The sequence below is a fragment of the Streptomyces sp. SID3343 genome (assembly GCF_009865215.1).
Lineage (GTDB): Bacteria > Actinomycetota > Actinomycetes > Streptomycetales > Streptomycetaceae > Embleya.
The window spans coordinates 1-23,099 of record NZ_WWJX01000993.1 but is presented as its reverse complement, the minus strand read 5'-3'; the positions used below and the strand labels follow the sequence as shown (position 1 = coordinate 23,099).

19 protein-coding genes are annotated in these 23,099 nt (G+C 70.8%); 8 read left to right on the top strand and 11 right to left on the bottom strand.

Translation table 11 applies throughout. The annotated features are described in order from the left end of the window. The coding region (locus GT354_RS31205; protein WP_161359731.1) for a PrsW family intramembrane metalloprotease at positions 1–1,061 on the bottom strand (1,061 nt) is incomplete at its 3' end. Then, positions 1,058–1,639, bottom strand: coding sequence for a hypothetical protein (locus GT354_RS31200; protein ID WP_161359730.1), 582 nt, complete (start codon positions 1,637–1,639; stop codon positions 1,058–1,060). The genes GT354_RS31200 and GT354_RS31205, both read right to left, overlap by 4 nt. Positions 1,640–2,092: 453 nt before the next feature. On the opposite strand from GT354_RS31200, the gene GT354_RS31195 reads away from it, so the two are divergent. Both GT354_RS31195 and GT354_RS31190 read left to right on the top strand, forming a co-directional pair. Further along, entirely contained in the window at positions 2,093–3,130 is a 1,038-nt protein-coding gene (locus tag GT354_RS31195; protein ID WP_237535646.1) for an alpha/beta hydrolase, read from the top strand. 43 nt (positions 3,131–3,173) lie between these two features. Beyond that, positions 3,174–4,280: an alpha/beta hydrolase-fold protein gene (locus GT354_RS31190; protein ID WP_202512514.1), complete on the top strand. Its 1,107-nt coding sequence runs from the start codon at positions 3,174–3,176 to the stop codon at positions 4,278–4,280. Positions 4,281–4,453: 173 nt separating this feature from the next. Here GT354_RS31190 and GT354_RS31185 read toward each other — a convergent pair whose 3' ends face one another. Then, positions 4,454–5,293: a PaaX family transcriptional regulator C-terminal domain-containing protein gene (locus GT354_RS31185; protein ID WP_161359729.1), complete on the bottom strand. Its 840-nt coding sequence runs from the start codon at positions 5,291–5,293 to the stop codon at positions 4,454–4,456. 306 nt (positions 5,294–5,599) lie between these two features. Here GT354_RS31185 and GT354_RS31180 point away from each other — a divergent pair, with 306 nt between their 5' ends. Next, a complete protein-coding gene (locus GT354_RS31180) occupies positions 5,600–6,715 on the top strand; it encodes a Gfo/Idh/MocA family oxidoreductase (protein WP_161359728.1) in 1,116 nt (371 codons plus the stop codon). 95 nt (positions 6,716–6,810) lie between these two features. Here GT354_RS31180 and soxR read toward each other — a convergent pair whose 3' ends face one another. Further along, positions 6,811–7,275 carry a redox-sensitive transcriptional activator SoxR gene (soxR, locus tag GT354_RS31175; RefSeq protein ID WP_161359727.1) on the bottom strand — a complete coding sequence of 155 codons (465 nt, stop codon included), beginning with the start codon at positions 7,273–7,275 and terminating at the stop codon, positions 6,811–6,813. Positions 7,276–7,370: 95 nt separating this feature from the next. On the opposite strand from soxR, the gene fdxA reads away from it, so the two are divergent. Continuing rightward, positions 7,371–7,718 carry a ferredoxin gene (gene fdxA / locus GT354_RS31170; protein WP_161359726.1) on the top strand — a complete coding sequence of 116 codons (348 nt, stop codon included), beginning with the start codon at positions 7,371–7,373 and terminating at the stop codon, positions 7,716–7,718. Between the two features lie 123 nt (positions 7,719–7,841). Here the strand turns inward: fdxA and GT354_RS31165 are convergent, their stop codons facing one another. The 4 genes from GT354_RS31165 to GT354_RS31150 all read right to left on the bottom strand — a co-directional run bounded on the left by GT354_RS31165 (position 7,842) and on the right by GT354_RS31150 (position 11,136). Beyond that, the gene (locus GT354_RS31165) at positions 7,842–8,360 is read right to left on the bottom strand and encodes a hypothetical protein (protein ID WP_161359725.1); all 519 of its coding nucleotides are present in this window, start codon (positions 8,358–8,360) and stop codon (positions 7,842–7,844) included. A gap of 185 nt (positions 8,361–8,545) precedes the next feature. Next, positions 8,546–9,208, bottom strand: coding sequence for a nitroreductase family protein (locus GT354_RS31160; protein ID WP_161359724.1), 663 nt, complete (start codon positions 9,206–9,208; stop codon positions 8,546–8,548). Between the two features lie 161 nt (positions 9,209–9,369). Then, on the bottom strand, positions 9,370–9,699 hold the full coding sequence (locus GT354_RS31155; protein ID WP_161359723.1) for a hypothetical protein: 330 nt from the start codon (positions 9,697–9,699) through the stop codon (positions 9,370–9,372). Positions 9,700–10,551: 852 nt separating this feature from the next. After that, complete coding sequence (locus GT354_RS31150; protein ID WP_161359722.1) at positions 10,552–11,136, bottom strand: hypothetical protein; 585 nt, start codon at positions 11,134–11,136, stop codon at positions 10,552–10,554. Between the two features lie 138 nt (positions 11,137–11,274). Here GT354_RS31150 and GT354_RS31145 point away from each other — a divergent pair, with 138 nt between their 5' ends. Further along, positions 11,275–11,709: a DUF5709 domain-containing protein gene (locus GT354_RS31145; RefSeq protein ID WP_161359721.1), complete on the top strand. Its 435-nt coding sequence runs from the start codon at positions 11,275–11,277 to the stop codon at positions 11,707–11,709. A gap of 12 nt (positions 11,710–11,721) precedes the next feature. Here GT354_RS31145 and GT354_RS31140 read toward each other — a convergent pair whose 3' ends face one another. Continuing rightward, positions 11,722–14,802 carry a hypothetical protein gene (locus GT354_RS31140; protein WP_161359720.1) on the bottom strand — a complete coding sequence of 1,027 codons (3,081 nt, stop codon included), beginning with the start codon at positions 14,800–14,802 and terminating at the stop codon, positions 11,722–11,724. 429 nt (positions 14,803–15,231) lie between these two features. Here GT354_RS31140 and GT354_RS31135 point away from each other — a divergent pair, with 429 nt between their 5' ends. Both GT354_RS31135 and GT354_RS31130 read left to right on the top strand, forming a co-directional pair. After that, positions 15,232–17,334: a heavy metal translocating P-type ATPase gene (locus GT354_RS31135; protein WP_202512513.1), complete on the top strand. Its 2,103-nt coding sequence runs from the start codon at positions 15,232–15,234 to the stop codon at positions 17,332–17,334. Positions 17,335–17,618: 284 nt separating this feature from the next. Next, positions 17,619–17,849 carry a hypothetical protein gene (locus GT354_RS31130; RefSeq protein ID WP_161359718.1) on the top strand — a complete coding sequence of 77 codons (231 nt, stop codon included), beginning with the start codon at positions 17,619–17,621 and terminating at the stop codon, positions 17,847–17,849. Between the two features lie 287 nt (positions 17,850–18,136). Here GT354_RS31130 and metK read toward each other — a convergent pair whose 3' ends face one another. Then, complete coding sequence (gene metK, locus GT354_RS31125; RefSeq protein WP_161359717.1) at positions 18,137–19,330, bottom strand: methionine adenosyltransferase; 1,194 nt, start codon at positions 19,328–19,330, stop codon at positions 18,137–18,139. 209 nt (positions 19,331–19,539) lie between these two features. Next, entirely contained in the window at positions 19,540–20,748 is a 1,209-nt protein-coding gene (coaBC, locus tag GT354_RS31120; protein ID WP_161359716.1) for a bifunctional phosphopantothenoylcysteine decarboxylase/phosphopantothenate--cysteine ligase CoaBC, read from the bottom strand. Positions 20,749–21,119: 371 nt separating this feature from the next. Between coaBC and GT354_RS31115 the strand changes: the two genes are divergently transcribed. Beyond that, positions 21,120–23,099 (top strand): DUF2157 domain-containing protein (locus GT354_RS31115; protein WP_161359715.1); only part of this gene is annotated, 1,980 nt, incomplete at its 3' end.

The following is a 23,099-nucleotide window of genomic DNA, read 5'->3' as shown; positions in this document are numbered from 1 at the left end:
TAGCCCAACTGCGCGCGTTGCAACCGGCTTTGCGCCCGCGCCGCCCGTCGGCCGTGCTCGCGGCGGGCCGCGTCGACCGCCTCCTTGCGCTTCCTGTTGGACGCGAGCGCGGCCAACTCCCGCAGCGGCAAAAGCTCCGGCTCGTCGCCGACCGCGCGCGCGAACCAGCGGTACTCCTGCTGCGCGGCCAGCCGATACACCACGCTCGCGACCGCGAGCACGACCAGGCCGTTGAGCACGATCTGCACGATCGTCAGGTACCAGTCGGTGCGGCCCAGGACGATCTCCAGGATCGGCGAGTTGTTCACGAAGTGCAGCGACCACGCGATCCCGTACAGCAGGGCCGCCACCGCGACTCGCATCGGAAGCGGCCGATGGCCGACGAGCACGTACGCCACGCCCGCGCCGGTCATCGCGGTGAACGCCGCGTGGCTCCACAGGCCGTTGACGATCGCGCGCAGGAAGAAACTCGCGACGATGCCGCCCGACCACGTCTCGCCGGACTGGATCGCGGCGTGCAGCGCGTACATGACGTTCTCGACGACCTGGAATCCCAACCCGACGAGGGCGCCGAAGACGAATCCGTCGAGCACGCTCTCGAAGACCCTGCGGTTGATCAGGATCAGCACCACGACGCCGAGCAGTTTGAGTGTCTCCTCGACGGTGGGCGCCGAGATCGACGCGCCCCAGTCGGTCGAGAAGACGGGATCCAGCTTGGACATGTAGGTGAGCAGGTTGTCGTTGGCCACGATCGCGAAGCCGGTCGCGACCACGGCGCCCCACCCGAACGCCGCGACGCAGAACGACAGCGGCTCGCGCTCGAACAAGTCCAGGTGGGTGATCATCGCGAGCGCCGGGACCAGCCACGCGGTGTGCATCACCACGCTCATCGCGAGCGCACCGGACGGCGCGGCCGAGGACAGCCGGATCAGGTTGGGCACGACACTCGCGGCGCCGATCAGGACCACGAGCGGATACAACCAGAACGCCGCGTGGGTCGGCTGCACGAAGCTGCCCGCGTCGCGGCGGCCTCTGCGGTCGGTCAACGGGGCCACGCTCACGATCCGATCACCTCCACGGAGTCGATCATGGCGGCCACGTCGTCGGCGATCGCGCCCGTCGGTGGGGCGGTGTGCCGGGCGGTGAGCGTGATGCCCAGGCCCTGGCCGCCGCTCACGAGCACGGTGAGCGTGCCGTCGACGGTGTGGCCGCCGATCGGCGCGACCAGGCCGGCGAGGCCGCGCGCGGTGGCCACCGGCGCGGGGTCGTCGCCGACCCGTCCGCGCCCGGTCGCCTCGTAGCGCCGTGCGGCGCTCTTCAACGCCCCGAGCGCCGAGGACTGCCGGCCCAGGGGGATGACCCGGTAGGTGGTCGCGCCCTTGACCAGGACACTCACCCGGTCGGGCTGGGACTGACCGCGATCGATCTGCCAGCCGACCGCCGGCGCGTACCGGAACGAGCCGAGCGTGACGATCTCGCCGACCCGTACGGGTGCGGCGCCCACGAGCGAGCGGTTGAGCAGGTACGGAATCAGGATCAGCAGCATCATCACGACGGCGACGACCAGCGTCGCGCGCAGACCGTGGCGGGCCGACGGTGGCGTGGTCGCGGCGCGCGGAACGAACACGGGGGGCGACAAGCGCGGCTCCTGTCTGCGGGAACGGCAGGGGCGGGCGGGGCGGGCGAGGCGGGCAGGGGTGAGCAGGAGTGGGCCAGGGCGGCCGGGACCGGCGAAGCAGCAGAAACACCACGGCAAGCCGAATGATCATGACAATAATCACGAAGTCTTCCGAAGAGCCGTATATAAGAATGAAACATCTCAAACTGTATTCACGGCGGACATCGCGACCGGGTACCCCGGGCGCACCGGAATGTCACGGACCACGGGGCCGGAGGGGTGATTCGGTCACGGTAAAATCACGAATTCGGCGTTTTCGTTCCCCCGATCGATGGATGGCTGTTACAGAGCCGTCGAATGACCGTCTCGATGTCCGGTTAGGGTCGGTATTGGTCCGTCGCCGCGGCCACCCCCTGCCACAGCCTTCACTTCGTCCTTGTCTTGCCACCTCTTGTGCCTGCCGGAGCGCTCCTCTTGAAACTCCCTTCCGCGACTCGTCATCGCACGACGGCCCTGATCGGGGCCGTACTGCTCGCGGCGACGGCCACCGCGTGCGGCTCGTCGTCGGCCGGCACGTCCGCCGAGCGCTCCTCGGCCGCGACCGACGCGCCGACCAAGGGCGACAAGGGCCCCGAGCCGGCGCCCGAGGCCCCCAAGCCGAAGCCGCCCACCAAGGCGGTCATGCCCTCGGGCCCCCCGACCGCCTTCTCGACCGCTCGCACCACCCCGGGCGGGCCGATCCTGATGACGTCGTACACCGGGCCCAAGTCGGGCGTGACCGGCAAGGTGTGGGTCTGGCTGCCGCCGGAGTACAACGACCCGGCGTACGCGAAGTCCGGCTTCCCGGTGCTCACCCTGTACGCGGGCGGCCAGAGCAACGGCTACAACACGTGGACCGACAACCAGTTGCCCATCCAGGAGATCGCCGCGCAGGAGTCCAAGGCCGGCCGGACCCACCCGTTCATCATGGTGATGCCGGTACAGAACCTGGAGAAGGACGAGCGGCGCACCCTCGACTGCAGTGACATCCCGGGGCAGCCGAAGATGGGCACGTGGATGTCACAGGACATCCCCGATCTGGTCAAGGCCAACTTCCGCACGCTGCGCGGCCCCGACGGCTGGGGCCTGATGGGCGCCTCGACCGGCGCCTTCTGCAGCATCAAGCTCGCGCTGCAGCACCCCGAGCAGTTCAAGGCGGCCGTGCCGATCGACGGCTACTTCAACCCCGACTCGTCGCTGTGGAAGAACTACGAGGCCGACCGACTCGCGAACAGCCCCGACACGATGATCGGTGCGGGCAAGGCCGGCATCGACGTACTCGCCACCGCCGGCGGCGGCGATCCCCACGAGGTCAAGCTCGTCAAGGCGTTCGTCGCCAAGGCCGCGCCGCCGGTGCGGATCGAGTACTACGAACAGCCCGGCGGCAGGCACCTGACCTCGCACTTCAAGCGGATGATCCCCGACCTGCTCGGCTGGCTCGGCAAGCACCTTTCGCCGCCGACCGCCGACTGACCCCCCTCGCCCCCGCTCGGCGCCGAACCATCCTGGAAGTCCCTTGAGTCTGACCGGTACACCCTTCTACATAACGACCATCGTGCTCGCGATCGCGTCGTTGGCCCTGGCTTTGGCGGCGTGGAACCGCATCCCCGGGCACCAGGCGGTCAAGGTCGTCGGCCGCCTGTTCATGCTGGTCCTGTGCCAGGCGACCGCGATCATGATGGTCTTCGTGATCGTCAACAACTCGAACAGCCTGTACGACACATGGGACGACTTCCTCGGTACCGGAAGCGGCCACGTGGTCGAGGCTCGCGACCCGGCGGCCATCCCGCCGCCGCCGAAGCCCGAGGAGAAGCAGCTCACCGAGTTCAAGGGCGCCGACGGCAAGCTCGGGGACGGGGTGCAGGTCACCGAGCTCAAGGGCAAGCAGTCGGGTATCGAGGCCGAGGTCTACGTGTGGCTGCCGCCGCAGTACAAGGACCCTGCCTACAAGGACAAGAAGTTCCCGGTCGTCGAGATGCTCCCGGGCTACCCGGGTTCGGCCAAGGCTTGGTTCGGGACGCTGCACGTGAACTCGCAGCTCAAGGAGATGATGACCAAGGGCGAGGTCGCGCCGTTCATCCTGGTCTCACCGCGCACGAAGCTGCTCGCGGGCAACGAGGACACCGGGTGTGCGGACGTACCGGGCAAGGCCAACGCCGACACCTGGATCTCCGCCGACGTGCGGCGCATGGTGATCGACAACTTCCGCGCCGAGACCGACGCGAAGCACTGGGCGATCGCGGGCTATTCGGCGGGCGCGCACTGCGCCACCCGGATGGCACTGCTGCACCCGGACCGCTACGGCCAGGGGGTGAGCCTGTCCGGCTACAACGACCCCAAGGGCGAGAGCGACTCGGTCACCGCGAAGGACCCGGCCCTGCGTGAGTCCGCGAACCCGTTGAACATCCTCAAGAAGGCCCCGCAGCCCCCGAATGTGGCGCTGTACATGGCCGGCGAAAAGGGCGACGGCTACGGCGACGCGCAGGCCCTGCACGCGATCGCCAAGGCCCCCACGGCCGTCACCCTCGCCGAGATCGGCGGCGGCGGGCACGGCACGGACGTCTGGCGCAACATGGTCCCGGACGTCTTCCGCTGGATCACCCAACAGCAGGCGAAGCCGTAGGGCGCGACCGGGAACGAGGCGATCTCGAAATCGAGGGGCCGGGCGACCGGAAGGAACTCCCCCTCGACTTCGAGATCGTCTCGGCGCGGTCGCGGCGGGCGCGCGCGACCTGACCCGACGGTCTCGGGCGTCGTGCCTGCTCGGGCGTCGTCTTTGCTCGGGCGTCGTGTCGCTCAGGCGGGTTTTTCGGCCGTCCTCGCGGTCTCGCCGACGTGGCGCAGGCTCGGTTCGGCGAGGAGGCCGTGCAGGGTGAGGAAGACCTTGCGAGCCTCGACCGCGTTCCAGTCGGCGGGCAGCAGTTCGGGCGGCAGACCGGGGTCGAGATAGGGCAACCGGCGCCACTGGGTCAGCATCGGGACGTACGTCCGGAACGCCTCGGCCCGGTCGAGCATCGGGCGGGCGGCGAACCGGGCGGCGATCGGCCCGTACCGGTCGGTGAACAACGCGTACTGTTCCTCGATCGCGTCGAAGTCCCACCACGTGCCGACCGCGGCCCGCAGCTTGTCGGGCTCGGCGAAGGCCGCGTCGCCGGTGAACAGGTGGACGTAGTCCGCGAGTTCGACCCGGATCAGGGTGCTCCGCGCGTCCTCCAGAAGCCGAGCCGGTGCGATCCACACCCCCGGCGACACGTTGCCGAAGCCCAACCACGTCAGCCGCGAGCGCAGTTGGTGGCGGTGCGCGCGCTCCGACTCGGGCACCGAGAAGATCGCCATGACCCACCCGTCCTCGAGTCGGGCCGGTTCCAGGTGGCCGAAGATCCGCCGGTCGCCCTCGTCGAAGATCGACTCCATCGCGGGGCTGAGCCGATAGCCGGTCCCCTCGCGCCGCTCCTGGACGAGTGTGCCGCGCTTCTTCAGGCGGGACATGGCCGAGCGCACGGCCGGCGCGTCCACGCCGAGTTCGGCCATCAGCACGATCAGGTCGGCGATCGAGATCCAGCCGCCGAGTCCACGCACGAACGCGCCGTAGACCGTGTTGATCAGGGAGCTGGGTCTGGCCGGGGTCTCCGCCATGATCGCCTTCCTCGCGGAGTTCGGTACGGCGGTGATCCTATCCGGCGGGCCACGTGCGCAACTCACCGCTGCGCGGCTTGCCGGTGCCGGTAGGCGGCGGCGCGGTGGTACGGCGGTCGAGGCGGCGGCCGTCGTACCACCGTGCGCGACGAGCGAGAAACTCGGCCGATGCGGGTTGTCGGACCACGGGAACACTCGGATCCGGCCGGCTGACGCGTACGTCACACCCGGGCGCGATGGCGGAGTTGGTCAGCCTGCCTTACCGTGAGCCGGCATTTGGGCCCCGGCGCGAGGAGCACGATCGTCATGGCGAACGACAAGCTTGGTGTGGTGATCGTCGGTACCGGATTCGGGTGCATCACCCATCTGCCGGCCTTCCGGGACGCGGGCTTCGAGGTACGCGCGCTCGTCGGCCGCGACGCCGCCCGAACCGCCGAGCGGGCCGCGCGCTTCGGCGTACCGCACGCGTTCACCGACCTGGCGGACGCGCTCGCGCTCGACGGCGTGGACGCGGTGACCGTGGCCACGCCGCCGCACACACACGCCGAGACAGTGCTCGCCGCCGTCGCGGCGGGCAAGCACGTGGTGTGCGAGAAGCCGTTCGCGGCGAACGCGGAGCAGGCCCGGACGATGCTCTCGGCGGCGGACGAGGCCGGCGTCGTACACCTTCTCGGCACCGAGTTCCGCTGGCAGACCTCACAGGCACTGCTCGCGCGCCTGATCGCGGACGGTGCGGTCGGCGAACCACGGCTGGCCACCTGGCTGTTGCATATCCCGGTCCTCACCGGCCCGGCGGCGCAGGTACCCGCATGGTGGGGGCGGGCCGAGGACGGCGGCGGTTGGCTCGGCGCGCACGCGACCCACTGGATCGACCAAATCCGCTACACACTGGGCGAGTTCGCGGGAGTCAGCGCGGGCCTGCCCCTGGTCGCGGATCGTCCCGGGCAGAGCGCGGAGGACACCTTCAACATCCGCTTCCGCACGGTGACCGGCGTCGAGGGTTCGCTGCAAAGCTCGGCCGGGGTCTACGGCCCGCCTCTGATGACCACCCGGGTGGCCGGCACTCGGGGCACCGCGTGGGTCGAGTTCGACGACGTATGGCTCGCCGACGCGACGGGCGACCGCAGGGTGGAGGCCCCCGCCGAGCTGGCCAACCCGGCCCCGATCGCGCCACCGTCCGACCTCATGCACACGGCGTACGACCTGCTGCACTCGATGGGCATCGACCGCGCCCCGTACACCAAACTCGCCACCGCCTTCGCCGCATTGATCAAGGGCGACCCGGCGCCGGCGACCGTCCCCGTCGCGACGTTCGCGGACGGCGTGGCGGGCCAGATCACCTTGGACGCGATCCGCACGTCGGCAGCTGACAACGGCCGCTGGGTGGAATGCACACCGCACCGAGAGCCGTCCCGGGACTGATCTTCGCCGCGTCCGGACCACACGCACCGACGCGGCACGAGGGCGCCTCGCGTCGTCCACCCGTCGCCGAACCCTCTGCCGCGACAGTTCGTCTCTCACAGTCGTCGGGGCCCGACACCGTCACCGGCAAGCGTGTCACCGGGGTTCAACAGAGCGCATGCCTTCATCGAGAGACATCCGCAGCCGATACACCCGGTGAGCTCGGCCTCCAGGCGCTCGATGGTCTGCCGACGCTCCTCCAACCGGCGCCTCCAGCCGCGCGAGGCCCGCTGCCATTCTTGGTGACTGGGCGGACGGTCGAGCGGCACGTCGGCGAACGCCTCGCGCAGGTCGAGCAACGGGATGCCGATGCGTTTCGCCACCGAGATCAACGCGATGCGGCGAAGCATGTGCCGCGGGTATCGGCGTTGGTTGCGCTCGTCGCGTTCGGACGCGATCAGGCCGAACTCTTCGTAGAACCGCAGAGCGGAGACGGCCGCCCCGGTCCGAGAGCTCACCTCGCCGATGCTCAGCCAGTCGTCCGGGCCTGCTCGAACCTCACCGGAACGGTAACTCGTCATGCACAGCCTCCTGTTGACCTCGACATTACTTGAGGCCCTACGGTCGGCCGCGTGCGAACGACAAGCACGATTACCCCGGAGAGGACGGCAGTTCGATGACGTTTGTGATCGCTTCGCCCTGTGTGGACGTCAAGGACAAGGCATGCATCGAGGAGTGCCCCGTCGACTGCATCCACGAGGGCGAGCGCATGCTCTACATCCACCCGGACGAGTGCACCGACTGCGGCGCCTGCGAACCGGTGTGCCCCGTCGAAGCGATCTTCTTCGAAGACGACACCCCGCAGGAACAGCGTCACTTCAACACCGTGAACGCCGAGTTCTTCTCCGACCTCGGCACTGCTGGCGGCGCCTGGAAACTCGGTCCGATCGGACGGGACCATCCGATCGTGGCGCAACTGCCGCCCCTGGGTGACGTCGCCTCGCCCATCGCGTCCAAACCCTGACGGTCCAGGGGCCGTTCGGGGCACACTCCCCCGCGCCGCCGCCTCCTCGAACACGCCGCTCCCGCCGCTGTCCAGCCCGGCGGGACAGGAGGGATCGGTCTCCGCATCGGCGGCTCCCGTGCGTTACATGTCCGTCGGGGGTGAATCCGTTCGGTGGCGTGGGATTCGGTACTCCGTCACCGGCGGCATGCAGAAGATGGTCAGGTCGCATGCGACACCGACCGCCTGGGACGGGGTGTGGCCCAAGTGGAGGGCAGCGCGGGCGTATTCCCACCCCGAACCGATGGCGCCGTAGTCGTAGTAGAAGACGTCGAAGTCGTTGCTCGTCTCGAAGAGCTTGCCGTCGAACGCGAACAGGAACTCCGACTTCGGCTCGAAGCTGGACAGTTTGCGCTTGCCCCACTCGACGAACTCGGCGTAGAACTCCAGTATGTCGCGCTCGTCGGAGGACGCCGGAGTGTGGGTGTCCAGGAACAGGCGCATGAGGTTGATGTCGCGGAGCATCCCCGCCCCACCGAATATCAGGTTCTCGTTGATCTTGTAGAGCTTGGTGCCCTCGGTTTTCGCCTGGCCCCAGGTCACCTGGGAATCCGCGGCGACGACGATCGACTCGTCGATGATCTTTCCGGCGACGACACTCATGACGGCCCCCGTGTACACGCGGCTGATCCGGACCCGGACGTGCCGGTTCAGGATCGCAGAGGGGCGGGCTCCGGCGCAGCGGGATCGCGAGGTCCCCGCCGGCGGAGCCCACCACCGTCGATCGGTCGGGGCGCGGCGCGCCGACACCCCGACGCCGCACCACTGTCAGGTGCGGCGCGCCGCGCTCAGAGACGCACCACCACGTGGTCCAACTCCTTGCGGTGGATGTCCGGCACGCGCGCGTCCTCGGCGGGATACCCGACCGGGATCACGTACGCCGGGCGTTCCTCGGCCGGGCGGTCGCAGACCTCGTTGAGGAATCGCATCGGGCTCGGCGTGTGGGTCAACGTCGCGAGCCCCGCCTGGTGCAGCGTGGCGAGCAGGAGTCCGACGGCGATGCCGACCGATTCCTTCGTGTAGTAGGGGCGCGGCGATTCGGGGCCCTTGTGTACCTCGAACACCACGATGACGACCGGCGCGTCCTCCAGGAACGGCTTGCGCCAGTCGGTACCGATCGGTGCGAGCGCGGCGAGCCACTCCGGCGATGCGCGGTGTTCGTAGAACTCGCGTTCCTCGGCCTCGGCGGCCTCGCGCAGGTGCCGCTTGCGCTCGGGGTCGGTGATCACGACGAAGCGCCAGGGCTGGACATTGGCGCCGCTGGGCGCGGTGGCGGCGGTACGGACGGCCCAGTCCACGACATTGTCGGGGATGGGACGCGAGGAGAATTCGCGGATCGTGCGGCGGCGGGACATGACGTCGTGGAAGGCACGGCTGCGGGCTTCCGCCTCGTGAGCGGGAACGCCGTAATGCCGGTGTGGAACCGTGGGGTATGTGGGTTCGTCGACCATGGCGCACAGCAGAGCACGGGGCGACGGGTCAACGGAAGATCCCGCAGCCGACCAACCGCTCGAAAAAGCCGAGTCACGAGGCACTCGCCCGCTCGACCGACCGGCACCGGGCACCCGTGCGGGTGCGGCAGGCCATCCGGGCCGTACCCGCCCGGCCGGGGTCAGCGGCAGCTCAGCGCCTGTTCGGGGTCGGGACGGGACAGCTTCGCAGTCGCGGTGGAGGCCGCACTCGTTGCTACCGAGCCCGAACCGGCGGCCGAGCCCGCCTCCGCGTCCACCTCGACCCGAACCACCCGAAATTCCTGTACCGACCCCGGCGCCCGCACCACGGACCCCGCCCAGGCCTCGGTCACCCGCCGCCCCAACTCGCTGTCGGGCACTCCCGCGCGGACCAGGTCCTGGCGCAATCCCCGCGCCGCCGCCTCGCGCGTTCCGGTGTGCAACGTCTGCCAGTCGTGCCGGTTCGTCTCACGTGTCTGCGCTTCGTGCATCCCGTCTGCTCCTTCCCCGGCCCAAGAGCCGGGTCTACCTCCCGTGGCCCCCTGAACCCAACCCTGCGTCAGCGATCAAAGAACGTCCAAATCCATCAGGAAATATCAGCCTCAAGCAGGAGAGGCACTGAGTCGCATACACCCCCCGGACGACCGGCCGACTGCTTCCCGCCCTTGCGGCGCGCGCTCCCTGCCTGGTCGGCGGATCGATGACGCACGACGCCGCGGAGGTTTTCAGGACGTACGGGGACGGCCGGCTCCCCGCCGCACCACGATCCGATATCGGTCAAAACTCACTAAATCCCCCAAGTGAATGCTCGGCCTGCGTGCACGAATCGCGCGGCGACCACCCGAACGCGCGCATCGGAGGGAGCCATTCGTGTGCATCCGGGTACATCCGGGGAGACGACCTCCCCCGTCTTCGATCGCGAGCGTGGTTACGCGTGCTTCACCGTTTCCGTTCGCCCACTGCGGCGGACGCGCGAAGCAAGGTCGCCGCCGCTCTCAAGCACCTCTTCGACGGTCGGCCTCCGTACCGCTCGGCGAAGCCGAGATCACCTCCCGAACGGATCGCCGGCAGCGGTCGTGTCCGTCGACCGCTCCGGCCCCCGAAGACGGCCCCGAAGACGCCGATCCGGGGCACCTACGAACGGGCCGCCGGGCAGTTCGCCACCACCCCTGCCGTCCCCGCGGACCACCGCGTCACATCGGCCCGCCCCGCCGACGGGAACCGAACCCGGCGGCACGCGAACTCGCCTCGCACGGCGCGGAGTTGCTCACCGCAACCCGATCCGCGAAACGCTGCCATCCGACCCTCGACACCCGGAACCCGACACCCGATGGGCAGTCGGGTCAGCAATCCGCCCCCACCGGAACCCGAACCCGCGTCTGCTCCCCGCGCACGCGAACCGTCACCGTCACGCACCGGGGCTGGTCGACCCAGTACCCTCCCGGGAACACCGTCCAGGGCGTCTCCGCCCCGTCGCCGGCGCAGCCGGGGACGCGCACGGACTGCGCACCGCCCGAAGCACCGTTGCCCCAGCCCACCGCCGCATGGTCGGCGTCCTTGCCCTCGACCAGGATGTCGACAGCCGCGCCGTCGCGGACGAGCAAGCCGGTCTTGGCGAACCACGGATGGGGCGCGTCCGTCCCTCCGCCGTCGGTCGCCTGCAGCTTCCGGCTCGTCTCGAACGCGACGTCGCCGAGGACGACGGTGTAGGTGTCGGTAGGAGCCGCAACCGCTTGGATTCTGCCGGCGCAGTCGACCCTGTGGACCGGCTCCGGACCTATTTCGGCAGGCGTGGTCGGCTCGACGGCGCCCCGCTCGGCGGCGGCCTCGCCGAGGGGCTTGTCGGCGTCTCCGCTCGAACCACAGCCCGCAACGGCGAGCAGTACACAGCTCAGGGTGGCAAGCAGTCGGCCACGGTTGTCGGGCATTCGAACATGCTGCCAGGTGGGGGCCGTTGTCGACAGGCCGAATGAACTCGCCGGTGCTGGGCAAGGTCATTCGGGTCGCGGGGTACCGGGCAGCGCCCCGGACCTCGGAGACCACGCACGACGGAAGGCGGCACGGCGATGACCGACGACGACACCCCGGACCAGACGGACGAATCCCCCGACAGCCCGGGCGACGACGGCGTACTGGGGCCCGAGGACACGCTGACGACGGACGATCTGTCGTACGACCCGCTCGACACGGGCATCGTGCCGCCCGATCGCTGGTCGGTGGGCGAGCGATTCGGCAATACACCGGAGGAGGAGCGGCGCGGAGAATCGCTCGACCAGCTCCTCTCCGAGGAAGAACCGGACGTACAGGACCAGGACGACGTCGTCTCGGACGAGTGGGAAGGCGGCCCGGACCCGCGCGCGGGCCGCCTGGTCGCCGAGGACGAGGGCGTCCACGAGGACACCGAGTCGGAGGCGGTCGCCTACGACGTCGGCATCGACGGCGGCGGAGCCGGCGCCGAGGAAGCGGCGATGCACGTCATCCCGGAGGAAGAGGTGCCGTAGACCGCGGCCCGATCAGCCGATCCCCCTGCCTCCGCCCAGGGCCCCGCCCTCGCCACCGCCCCCGGCCGTCGACTCCGGATCCCCTTCGACGACGCCCGTGGCTCCCGTGACTTCCGTGGCTCCCGTGTCCTCATGGCTCCCCGAGGTCTCCGAGACCTCCGAAGCTCCCGCGATTACCGGGCTCCCCGAGGCCGCCGAGCCTCCCGCGGTCGCCGCGTCTGCCGACACCACCCGGTCGACCGGCGCGATCGAGTCCGTCGGAGCCGCCGCCAACACCGTCTCCGGCGCCGGTTCCGGGCCGGTGAGCGGAAAGCCGTCGAGCAGGTTCAGGGTCGCCGTCAGGCTGTCGGCGGCGGCCTTCGCGGCGCCTGCGGTGATCGGGTCGCCGGTGCGTGCGACGACCCGTGCCAGTTCCCGTTCCGCGTCGACTCGGTCCGCGAGAAGGGCATGCCGCAGGTCGGTCAGCGGGCCGGCGATCCACGCCTCGGCGTCCGCCTCGGTCTCGGCGACCTTGCGGGTCGCGTCGACCCAATGGCCGACGGTCTCCACGGACTCGCGTGCGTACTCCAGCAGACGGCGCCGAGCCGGGCCCTCCAGCCGATGGCCCTTGCCGTGCCGGAACTCCTCGTCGACCGCGGCGAGCCGGTTCTCCAACTCGTGGTGCTTGGTGAGCCTGCGCTGGGCCTCGGCGACCTCGTCCAGAACGCGCCGATCGTTGTCGGCGGCCTGCCGCAACAGCCGACCCAGCAGACCGTCATCGGGCCGCCACCACAGCTGCGCGATCGAGGTCGCGCGCGGGAACCGCAGGTTGCGCGGGTGGAGCAGGGCCTCGGCGGCCGCGTCCGCACACGCCTGGGCGCTCGCCTCCGCCTCTGCCAGGGCCTGCATGGCGCCCAGATTGCGGGTACCGCCCAACAGGCCCTGTGCGGAGCCGGCCGCGACGCGCTTGGCGAGGGCCGCGACGGCGGGCAGGTCACCGAGCCCGGAGGCGGCCTCCTGCAGCAAGCCGTACGTGCTGTGCCCACACAACACCGCCGCCCGCGCCGCGGCGGCCACGATGAGCAACTGGGTGGCCCGGTCGTGCGAGGGCTCCCGCATCGCCATCCCATCGAGTTCATCGCGCAGCGACATCGCCAACGCACCCGTGTCGGAACGGGCGCTGGTCGCGTACGCAAGAGCCCGCAGCGCCGCGGCCCGACCCGGCTCGGCAACCGTCAGCGGATACGCCGCCGCGTAGTCCCCTCGCCCGATCAGCGCACCGAGCGCGTCGGCGGCAGCGGCAGCAGTCGCCGCGACGGCATCGGCGTCCTCGCTGCCCTCTCCACCCGCGCTGGCCTCTCCGGCCTCTCCACCGACGCCGCCCACGCCGCCCGCGCCGACCTGTCCGCTCTCGGCCGGCTCCCCGTCCGACGACAGCGACGCACGCCCCTCGGACGAAGCAGCCCCCGAAGCGGCCCCAGACGTATCCGGCGCGACAACCCCCGCCGCGACACCCCCCGAATCAGCTCCCGCGTCGGCCCCGTCGACCGCCCCGGAGACACCCACCGAAACAGTCCCCAGGCCGGAACTCCCGGAGCCGGAACCCCCGGAACCGGAACCGGAAACCCCCGATCCGGCCCCGCTTCCCGCCACGCCGGCCCTTCCGTCGGCCGCGTCCCCCGACCCGGTCGCCAAACCGTCCTCGGCGCCATCACCGTTGGCCTGCGCTGCCCCCTCCGCGACCGACGGGTCCCCGCCGTAAGCACCCGCGCCCAGCCCACCGTCCGCCGCGACATCGGCACCGGGGGAGGCACTACCGCCCCCCGAGGTCTCGGCAGCCTCGTGGGGGCCACCGGCACCCGCACCCGCAGCCCCGACCTCGACCTCGATCCCGCCGCCCTCCGACCGCAGCGCCTTCCCCCACGCCAACCGCCCCCGCAACGCCGCGTTGACCACCGTCGGATCCGGCAGGTACGGCCGCACGTTCTCGGCCAGTTCGTCGACGCCGTCGTCCCGGTCGGCCGCGATCGTGTCGATCAGCGTCGCCAGGTCGACGAGGGCCACCACGCAACGGCGCTCGGCCGCGTCCCACCTCTCGTCGTGGTCGGTCAACTCCTCGGCCAACCGGCGCAGTTCGGCCAATGCGGAGGTCTGCGTGGCGGGGCCCGCGAGGCCGCGTATACGGGCGAGGGCGGCGAGCTCGCGCGCGTGCACGGCCGCCTCGTGCGCGGTGATCGCGTCCGCCAGGCCGGGCCGGTCCTCCGGCAGCGTGTCCACGTCGGTACCGGTCAACGTCGCCACCGCCCCCCGGGCTTCCGCCGCCGCGGGGCCCACGCGGGCCAGTATCGCGAGGTCGGCCTCCTCCGGTACCCGTCCGGCCGCCACTGCGGCCGCCACCGAATCCGCAGCGGCCCGGGCGTGGCCGAGCGCCTCGTCGAACGTACGCAGGGGCGATGGTGGATCGGTCACGCCGCACATCCTGTCCCGACAGAAGTCCTCGAAGCGGCGGCAAGCGGCCGCGATGTCGGCGATCACGTCGGCGGGCCACGCGGGCAGCGCGAGGTCGGCCTCGGTGAGCGCGAGCCGCAGCAACGCGGCGGCCTGGCAACTGAATCCCCAGTCGGCGAGCGCGGTGAGCCGCACCAGATCCGGAGTCAACGTCGTGGTCTTGAGACTTTCCAGGATTTCGCCGTCGAGCTCGTCCGAATCCGTGTCCAGCGTCGTCGGCAGCAGGACCCGTAACACCGGCAACGTGACGACCTGCGCGGTGTAGCCCCGCACGGACGGCGTCTGCCGACGCAGCCGATTCAGCGCGTGCATGGCGATCGTGGCCGTGGGCCGGCGCGCGGGTGGCACCCGTAACGCGCGCAGCGTGTCCGTCCGCGTCGGGTTGGGCAGGCGCCACACCGCGTCGGCCAGGACGTTCGGGGCGATCTCGGTCAGGCAATCCATGAGCGGATCGCCGAGCCGCGCGAGCTGTACCGCGACGGCCGACTTCTCCCGGGCCACCTCCTGTTGGTCGTGGTCGGGGTGATCCAGAAAGGGTCGCAGTTCTCCCGACGAGGTCGCCCACCACAACCAGTCGACGCTTCGAGACCGTGGCTGCCGCACCATTCGAGCCTCCCGAGGGAGAGGGGCTGGTCCCAGCGTTATACCGCCGACTGCACGAGAAGCGGACGCTTCTGCGGGAATCCCCGAGGAATGAACACGAGCCACCCGACGATTAGACATACCCCAGGGTGGTATAGACGCGGGATCGACGAAACGCGAGAAGGGATCGGCATGGAGCCCGGCCACACCAGCCACGACGGACCGTCACCGCACGTGGACCACACGCAACCCCCGGCCCGCGACGCCCGAGACGATCACGAGGCCCACGACCGAACGACCCACACAAGCGAAACGACCCACACGAATCAAGCAGACCACACAGGCCACCCAGGCAACCCACCCAACACAGACCACGAGAGCCACCCGGGCCGCGAGGGCCTTGCAGATCACCCGAGGCACCCCGACCATGCCGGTCACAGCAACCACGCCGACATGTTCCGCAGCAAATTCCTCCTCAGCCTCCTCCTCTCCATCCCCGTACTCGTCCTCAGCCCGATGCTCGGAGATCTCCTCGGCTACGACGAGCCCTCGTTCCCCGGCTCGACCCTGATCCCGCCGATCCTCGGCACCGTCGTCTTCGCGTACGGCGGCCTGCCCTTCCTGACCGGCGCCCGAGGCGAACTCGCCGCCCGCCGCCCCGGCATGATGACGCTGATCGCGATGGCGATCACCGTCGCCTTCGGCGCGTCCTGGGCCTCGACTCTGGAACTCGCCTCGCACGAGCTCGACTTCTGGTGGGAGCTCGTCCTCCTCGTCGACATCATGCTGCTCGGTCACTGGCTGGAGATGCGCGCACTCGGCGCGGCCTCCGGTGCCCTCGACGCCTTGGCCGCGCTGCTGCCCGACGAGGCCGAACGGATCGGCCCCGACGGCGAGTTCGACCGCGTCCCGGTCGCCGACCTGCGCACGGGCGACACCGTGCTGGTCCGCTCCGGCGCCCGCGTCCCGGCCGACGGGCGCATCGCCGACGGCACCGCCGAGTTCGACGAGTCGATGATCACCGGCGAGTCCCGCCCGGTCCGCCGCACCGTCGGCGACTCCGTGGTCGCGGGTACCGTCGCGGCCGACGACGCGGTCCGAGTCACCGTCACCGCGATCGGCGAGGGCACCCAGATCGCCGGCATCCGCCGCCTGGTCGCCGAGGCGCAGCAGTCCCGCAGCCGGGCCCAGGCGTTGGCCGACCGCGCCGCGGCCCTGCTCTTCTACTACGCCGCCGGCGCGGCCGTACTGACCCTGCTCGTCTGGTCTTTGCTCGGCGAGGGCGCCTCGGCCATCGAACGTACGGTCACCGTGCTCGTGATCGCGTGCCCTCACGCGCTCGGCCTGGCCATTCCGCTGGTGATCGCGATCTCGACCGAACTGTCCGCCCGCCAAGGCATCCTGATCAAGGACCGCGTGGCGTTGGAGCGCATGCGCGCCGTGGACGTCGTCCTGTTCGACAAGACCGGCACCCTCACCCGCGGTGCTCCGGCGGTGACGGGCCTGGCCGCCGTCGAGGGCCGGGACGACGAGACCCGAATCCTCCTGCTCGCCGGCGCGGCCGAGCGCGACAGCGAACACCCGCTCGCCAAGGCCATCGTGCGCGCGGCCGAGGAACGCGGCACGCCGGCCGTCGCGACCGACTTCCACTCGATGACCGGCCGCGGTGTCGAAGCCGACGTGGACGGCGTCCGCGTCCGCGTGGGCGGCCCGGCACTCCTTCGCGAAATGCGCGAGGCACAGCAAGCACAACCAACCAACAAGGCCGATCCAACCGTTCGCACAGACCCAGCCCACGGAACGCACGAAACGCATGAAACGCGCGAACCCGAGGTCCCCGCCGCCTTGGCCGCGACCACCACCGCCTGGGCCGAGCGCGGCGCCGCCGTGCTGTACGTCGTCACCGACGACGACATCGCCGGCGCGCTCGCCTTGGAGGACGACATCCGGCCCGAATCCCGGGAGGCCGTCGACCGGTTGCACGCGGTGGGTGTGCGGGTCGGCATGCTCACGGGCGACGCACACCAGGTCGCCGATCGGGTGGCTCGCGACCTCGGCGTGGACGAGGTGTTCGCCGAGGTCCTCCCCCGGGACAAGGACGCCAAGGTCGCCGAACTCCAGGCCCGCGGTCAGCGGGTGGCGATGGTCGGCGACGGCGTCAACGACGCCCCGGCGTTGGCCCGCGCCGACGTGGGCATCGCGATCGGGGCGGGTACCGACGTCGCCGTCCAGTCCGCCGGCGTCGTACTGGCCTCCGACGACCCGCGCGCCGTCCTGGGCGTACGTCGGCTGTCCACGGCCGGATACCGCAAGATGCGCCAGAACCTCGCCTGGGCGGCCGGCTACAACCTGGTCACCGTACCCCTCGCGGCGGGCGTCCTGGCGTGGGCCGGCGTGGTCCTGCCGATGGAGGTCGGCGCGATCCTGATGAGCCTGTCGACCGTCGTGGTGGCCCTCAACGCCCAACTCCTTCGACGCTTGGACCTGCGCCCGCAAGCCGCGACGGAGACCCGCGAGCCCGATAAGCCCCGATCCGCCCGAGAAGCCGAAGCCTGAGCACCACAAGCGAAGCCCGACCACGGAGCGAAGCCCGACGAGGGAGTGACGAGAGAGTACGGGACGAGGGAGTACGGAACCCCACCGAAGAACCGGAAGCCCCAGCCCTGCGACGACACGCGCCCACCCTGCCGATCCGAACCGCCCGACGGGCCCGGGCCAAGCCCAGGGGCCACCCCAAAACCGGAAATATCCATCGCGCACACGCCGACGCCGGCTGAGGTTCACCTCGCACACCCCGCAGCTAACCCTGTGTTTACACGACCTCTCGTAAGCTTCCGGGTATGTCCGAAGAGCCGATTCCCACGGACCTGATCGAACTGCAACGCGCCCGCGACGCCGCCTACGAGGCCATCGCCCGACGCGCGGGGCAACTGACCGACGAGGAGCACGCCCGGCTGTGGGCCGAGGCCCGTGATGCCGTCGAAGCGCTGCACGCCCACCCCGCGATGTCCGCGGGCATGGACCGCGCGCACCTGGTCAACCGACTGCGCCTGGCCGCCCAAGCAGCCTGAACCGGCCGGTCGAAAGGCTGCCGACAGGCCACCGCGGCCCATGTCGGCGATCCGCCCGTCGAAAGACCGAAGCCGCCCACACGAGCGGCGAAACGACAGGAACGGCAGCGAAAACGCGCTGTGGCCCCACCCCCGAGAGGGTGAGGCCACAGCGCAAGAGACAACCGGCACGCGAACGGCACACGAACGGCACCGCGAAAGCGAAGCCGCCCTACCTCGGCAGGAACGAACCGAGCCGAGGTGAGGTGACGTGAAGCCGAGGCGAACCGAGGCGAACCGAGCCCGGGTCAGCCGCCCACGGCCGCCTTGAGCGCGTCCACGCGGTCGGTCCGCTCCCACGTGAAGTCCGGCAGGTCACGGCCGAAGTGGCCGTATGCCGCGGTCTGCGCGTAGATCGGCCGCAGCAGGTCCAGGTCGCGGATGATCGCGGCCGGGCGCAGGTCGAACACGGTGCCCACGGCGGTCTGGATGGTCTCCACCGGCACGGTCTCGGTACCGAACGTCTCGATGAACAGACCCACCGGCGCGGCCTTGCCGATCGCGTATGCGACCTGTACCTCGCAGCGGCGGGCGAGTCCGGCGGCCACGATGTTCTTGGCCACCCAACGCATCGCGTACGCGGCCGAGCGGTCCACCTTCGACGGATCCTTGCCCGAGAACGCGCCGCCGCCGTGACGGGCCATGCCGCCGTACGTGTCGATGATGATCTTGCGGCCGGTCAGACCGGCGTCGCCCATCGGGCCACCGATCTCGAAGCGACCGGTCGGGTTGACCAACAGGCGGTAGCCCTCGGTGTCGATGTCGAGACCGGCGATTTCGGGCTCGACCACGTATTCGCGGATGTCCGGGGCGAGCAGCGAATCCAGGTCGATGTCGGCCGCGTGCTGCGACGAGACGACGACCGTGTCGAGGCGGATCGGGCGGTCGCCGTCGTACTCGATGGTGACCTGGGTCTTGCCGTCCGGGCGCAGGTACGGGATGGTCCCGTTCTTGCGGACCTCGGCCAGGCGATGGGCCAGCCGGTGCGCGAGGGTGATCGGCAACGGCATCAGTTCGGGGGTGTCGTCGCACGCGTAGCCGAACATGAGGCCCTGGTCGCCCGCACCCTGGCGGTCCAACTCGTCCTCGTCGCCTTCGACGCGGTTCTCGTATGCGGTGTCGACGCCCTGGGCGATGTCGGCCGACTGCGCGCCGATGGAGATCGAAACGCCGCACGAGGCGCCGTCGAAGCCCTTCTTCGAGCTGTCGTAGCCGATCTCCAGGACGCGCTCGCGCACGATCGTGGGGATGTCGGCGTAGCCCTGGGTCGTGACCTCACCGGCCACGTGCACCTGACCGGTGGTGATCAGCGTTTCGACGGCGACCCGACTCTTGGGGTCTTCCTTGAGAAGCGCGTCCAGGATGGAATCGCTGATCTGGTCGGCGATCTTGTCCGGGTGACCTTCGGTCACGGACTCGGAGGTGAACAGACGGCGGGACACATCGCTCCCTGGGGTTGCAGCGGCTGCTGGCTGGCAGGCTGGCCCGGTTTCTGTCGCGACAGGTCTGGACAGGCCGGTAAGCCGAGTTCAAGGCCGAGTTTATCCCCCCGACCCCCGGCTTCGGGCGGGGTGTCCCACGACATGGACGGCGTGGCGTTGGTCACTTTGTGTGAATCTGCTGCGGCGGGCTGAAACGAGACGAGCGCACACTAGGCGAAACGGGGCACCACGAGGTCCCAGACGATGTCCGCCAGGTCCTCCTTCGGGCCGTGCGGCACGGGCGTCTCGGTGCCCTCCGAGCCCAGTACGACGGCCTCGTTGACGTCGGTGCCGAAGGTCAGTTCGTCGCCCACCCGGTTGACCACGAGCAGGTCGCAGCCCTTGCGCGCGAGCTTGGCGCGCCCGTTCGCGAGTACGTCGTCGGTTTCCGCCGCGAAACCGACCACTACCTGACCGGCCCGCACGCGGTCGTGCGACAACTCGGCGAGGATGTCCGGATTTTTGACCAATGCGATCGGTTCCGGCTCGGCATCGGTCTTCTTGATCTTGCCGTCGACGCGCAGCGCGGGACGAAAGTCGGCGACAGCCGCGGCCATCACCACGCAGTCCGCGTCCGCCGCGGCCTCGAGTACGGCTTCGCGCAGATCGAGCGCGGTGCCCACGCGCACGACGTCGGCGCCGGCCGGGTCGGGCAGTCCCGTGTTGGCCGCGATCAAGGTCACCCGGGCGCCGCGCGCGATCGCGGTGCGGGCCAGCGCGTACCCCTGCTTGCCGGAGGAGCGGTTGCCCAGGAACCGAACCGGGTCGAGCGGTTCGCGCGTGCCGCCCGCCGAGACGACGACGTGTCGGCCCACCAGGTCGGGCGCGGTCACACCGCGGGCAAGGGTGCGGCGAACCGCCTGGAAGATCTGCTCGGGGTCGGGCAGCCTGCCCTTGCCGGTGTCCTTGCCGGTCAGGCGCCCCACGGCCGGCTCGATCACGATCGCGCCGCGGCGGCGCAGCGTGGCGACGTTCTCCTGGGTCGCGGGGTGCTCCCACATCTCGGTGTGCATCGCGGGCGCGAACACGACCGGACAGCGCGCGGTGAGCAGCGTGTTGGTGAGCAGGTCGTCGGCGAGCCCGTGCGCGGCCTTGGCGAGCAGGTCGGCGGTCGCGGGGGCGACCACGACGATGTCGGCGTGCTGTCCGATACGTACGTGCGGCACCTCGTGCACCGCGTCCCACACCCCGGTCGCGACCGGCTGCCCGGACAGGGCGGACCACGTGGCGGCGCCGACGAAGTGCAGCGCGGACTCGGTCGGCACGACCCGTACCTCGTGCCCCGACTCGGTCAACCTGCGCAGCAGTTCACACGCCTTGTACGCGGCGATGCCGCCGGCGACGCCGAGGACCACGCGGGGTCGGGATCCGGTACTCATCGCTGCTCCTGCTCGTTCGGGTCCGCTCTTCGCGTCTGCTCTTCGGGTCTGCTCTTCGCGTCTGCTCTGCGTGTGTGCTCTTCGGGTCTGCTCTGCGTGCGTGCTCTGTGTGTGTGCTCTGGTGTCTGCTCTTGGTCGCGGCCACCGTTTCCGGGCGGCTACCGGAGCCTACGACACCGTTCGTGTGTCTCTTCCGGTAGCAGCCTGCGAAAGCCCCGCCCCGGGCGGCACGTCACCGGCGACTCCTCCTCCGAATCCGGTGCGCGGGGCCGCGATACCCGTACGAACCTGAGTACCCGTACGGATGCCCCCGCCGGCGTCGGCGCCCACGATGAGCTGCACCACCAGACGCATCGGGGGAGATGACGGCGATGTTGGACGAACGGCTGCTCGACGATCGGAGCAGGTGTCCGAGCTGCTCGACGCGACTGCGAGTACCTCGGACGGAGCGTTGTCACGACTGCTCGATCAGGCTGGTCGGTCCGGCCGCCGACCAGTTGTGGGTGATGAGCCTGTCGGTGGCCCAGTTGCTGCGGCAGCGGCAAGGTCTCCTGCACAGCATGCGCCAGGAGGCGAAGTACGCGGTGGGCAGGGCCGATTCGTCGCCTGCCCCGGCGCCCTCTCCGCCGTATCCGCCGTCTCAGCCCCCGGTGCGGGTGGCGGCGAACGTCGCGGCAACGGCTCCGGTACAGCTGCCGCGCCGGGGCGCGCCGGCCGAGCCGACCCCGGCGCGGCCTCCGGTTTCCCGCGATCGGGCTTCGGCCGAGGTCGGGCGCCGCCGGGTGGCGCGGATTGTGCTGGGCGCGGGTGTGCTGCTGATGATCGTGGCCGCGATCGTGTTCGTCGCGGTGACGTGGCGACAGACCGGCACGGCCGGTCGGGCGCTCGTGATGGCGTTCGCTCTCGTCGTCGCCGCGTCCGGTACCGCCCTCGCCGAGCGCCGCGAATTGCCCGCGACGGCGGAGGCGATGGCCGCGTTGACGGTGGCGATGGGCCTGCTCGACGGCTATGCGGCGTGGGCCGCCGACCTCGGCGGTCTGCGCGGTGGCAGCGCGCTCGTGGTCACCGCCGGCACGTTGGCCGCGGTCGGTGCCGCGGCGGCGCTCGGTTCGATGCTCGCGCCGCTGCGCGCGCTGCGGATCTCGGCCGCGCTGCTGTTGCAGGGGCCGCTTCCGCTGTTCGTCGCGTGGTTCGGGGTGCGCAATTCCTCGCTGCTTCCGCTCGCGATCGGGCTCGCGCTCCAGGCAGCCGTGGACGTCGGGTTGCTGCGCTGGACACACGCCAAGGCGCCGCGTGGTCTGCGGATCGTCGCCGAGATCGGGGTGCTGTGCCATTGGCTCGCGGCCGTCGCCCTGACCCTGGTGAACGACCTCGCCGCCGACGGCGGCAGCGGTCCGTCGGCAGCCACGATGCTGGGCCTGGCCGCGTTGGCGGGAGGAATCGCGTACGTACTGCGCGGCAGCGCCGTCGTGCGGCACATCGCCTCCGGCAGCGCGATGGCCGGATCGTTGGCGGCCCTGGGGCTGTTGCTCGCCGCGCGGCCCGACGGTGGCGATGCGCACGCCCCGATCGCGTGGGCCGGCGTGTGGCTGCTGGTCCTGGTCGCGGTCGGGCTCGGCTTGCTGTTCGCGGTGCCGCGTCCGTTCCGGAGTGGCCCGATCACGGTGCTCGCGCCGCTCACGGTGGCGCCGGCTTTCTGGGCGCTCTGGTCGGTCGCGGTCGCGGGGCTCGGCCCGCTGTCGTGGGTCAAGCACGCCTGGACACTCGCCGCGGTCACCGCCGGCGTCCGGGGCGCGGTCGTGGCCGGGGACGGTGACTGGGACTTCGGTTTCGCGCCGCTCGTGCTGGTGCCGCTGTGGGTGATGGTCGCGCTGCTCGGGGTGGCGCTCACGCGGGGGCGGCCCGGTCGGGCGCTCGCGATCACGGTGGGCGTGATCGGCGTCGAGGGGCTGCTCGTGGTCGGGCCGCCGGCGCTGGACCTGCCGCTGTGGGCGGCACTGGTGTGGCACTTGGGCGCGGGGGCCGCGTTGGCCTGTGGGTGGCGGGTACGGGCGTGGCTGCCCGCGGTAGGCGCGTTCCACGTCGTCCTCGCGGTCGCGTGGTCGACGGCTCACGCGAGCGCCTCGATCGTCGTGTGGGCCGTCGCGGCGCTCGGTTGCGGTGTGGCTGCCGCGGTGGCGCCGGAGTTGCCCCGGGTGCGGCTGACCAAGGCGGGCACGCCGACGCCCGGCCGCTACCTGGTGCGGCCGTTCGCCGCAGGAGCAGCCGTCGCCCTCGCGTGCGCGGACGCGGCAATGGCGGCCGGCCACTCGGACGCGTCCACGGCAGTCGTCGGTCTCGCGCCGGCTCTG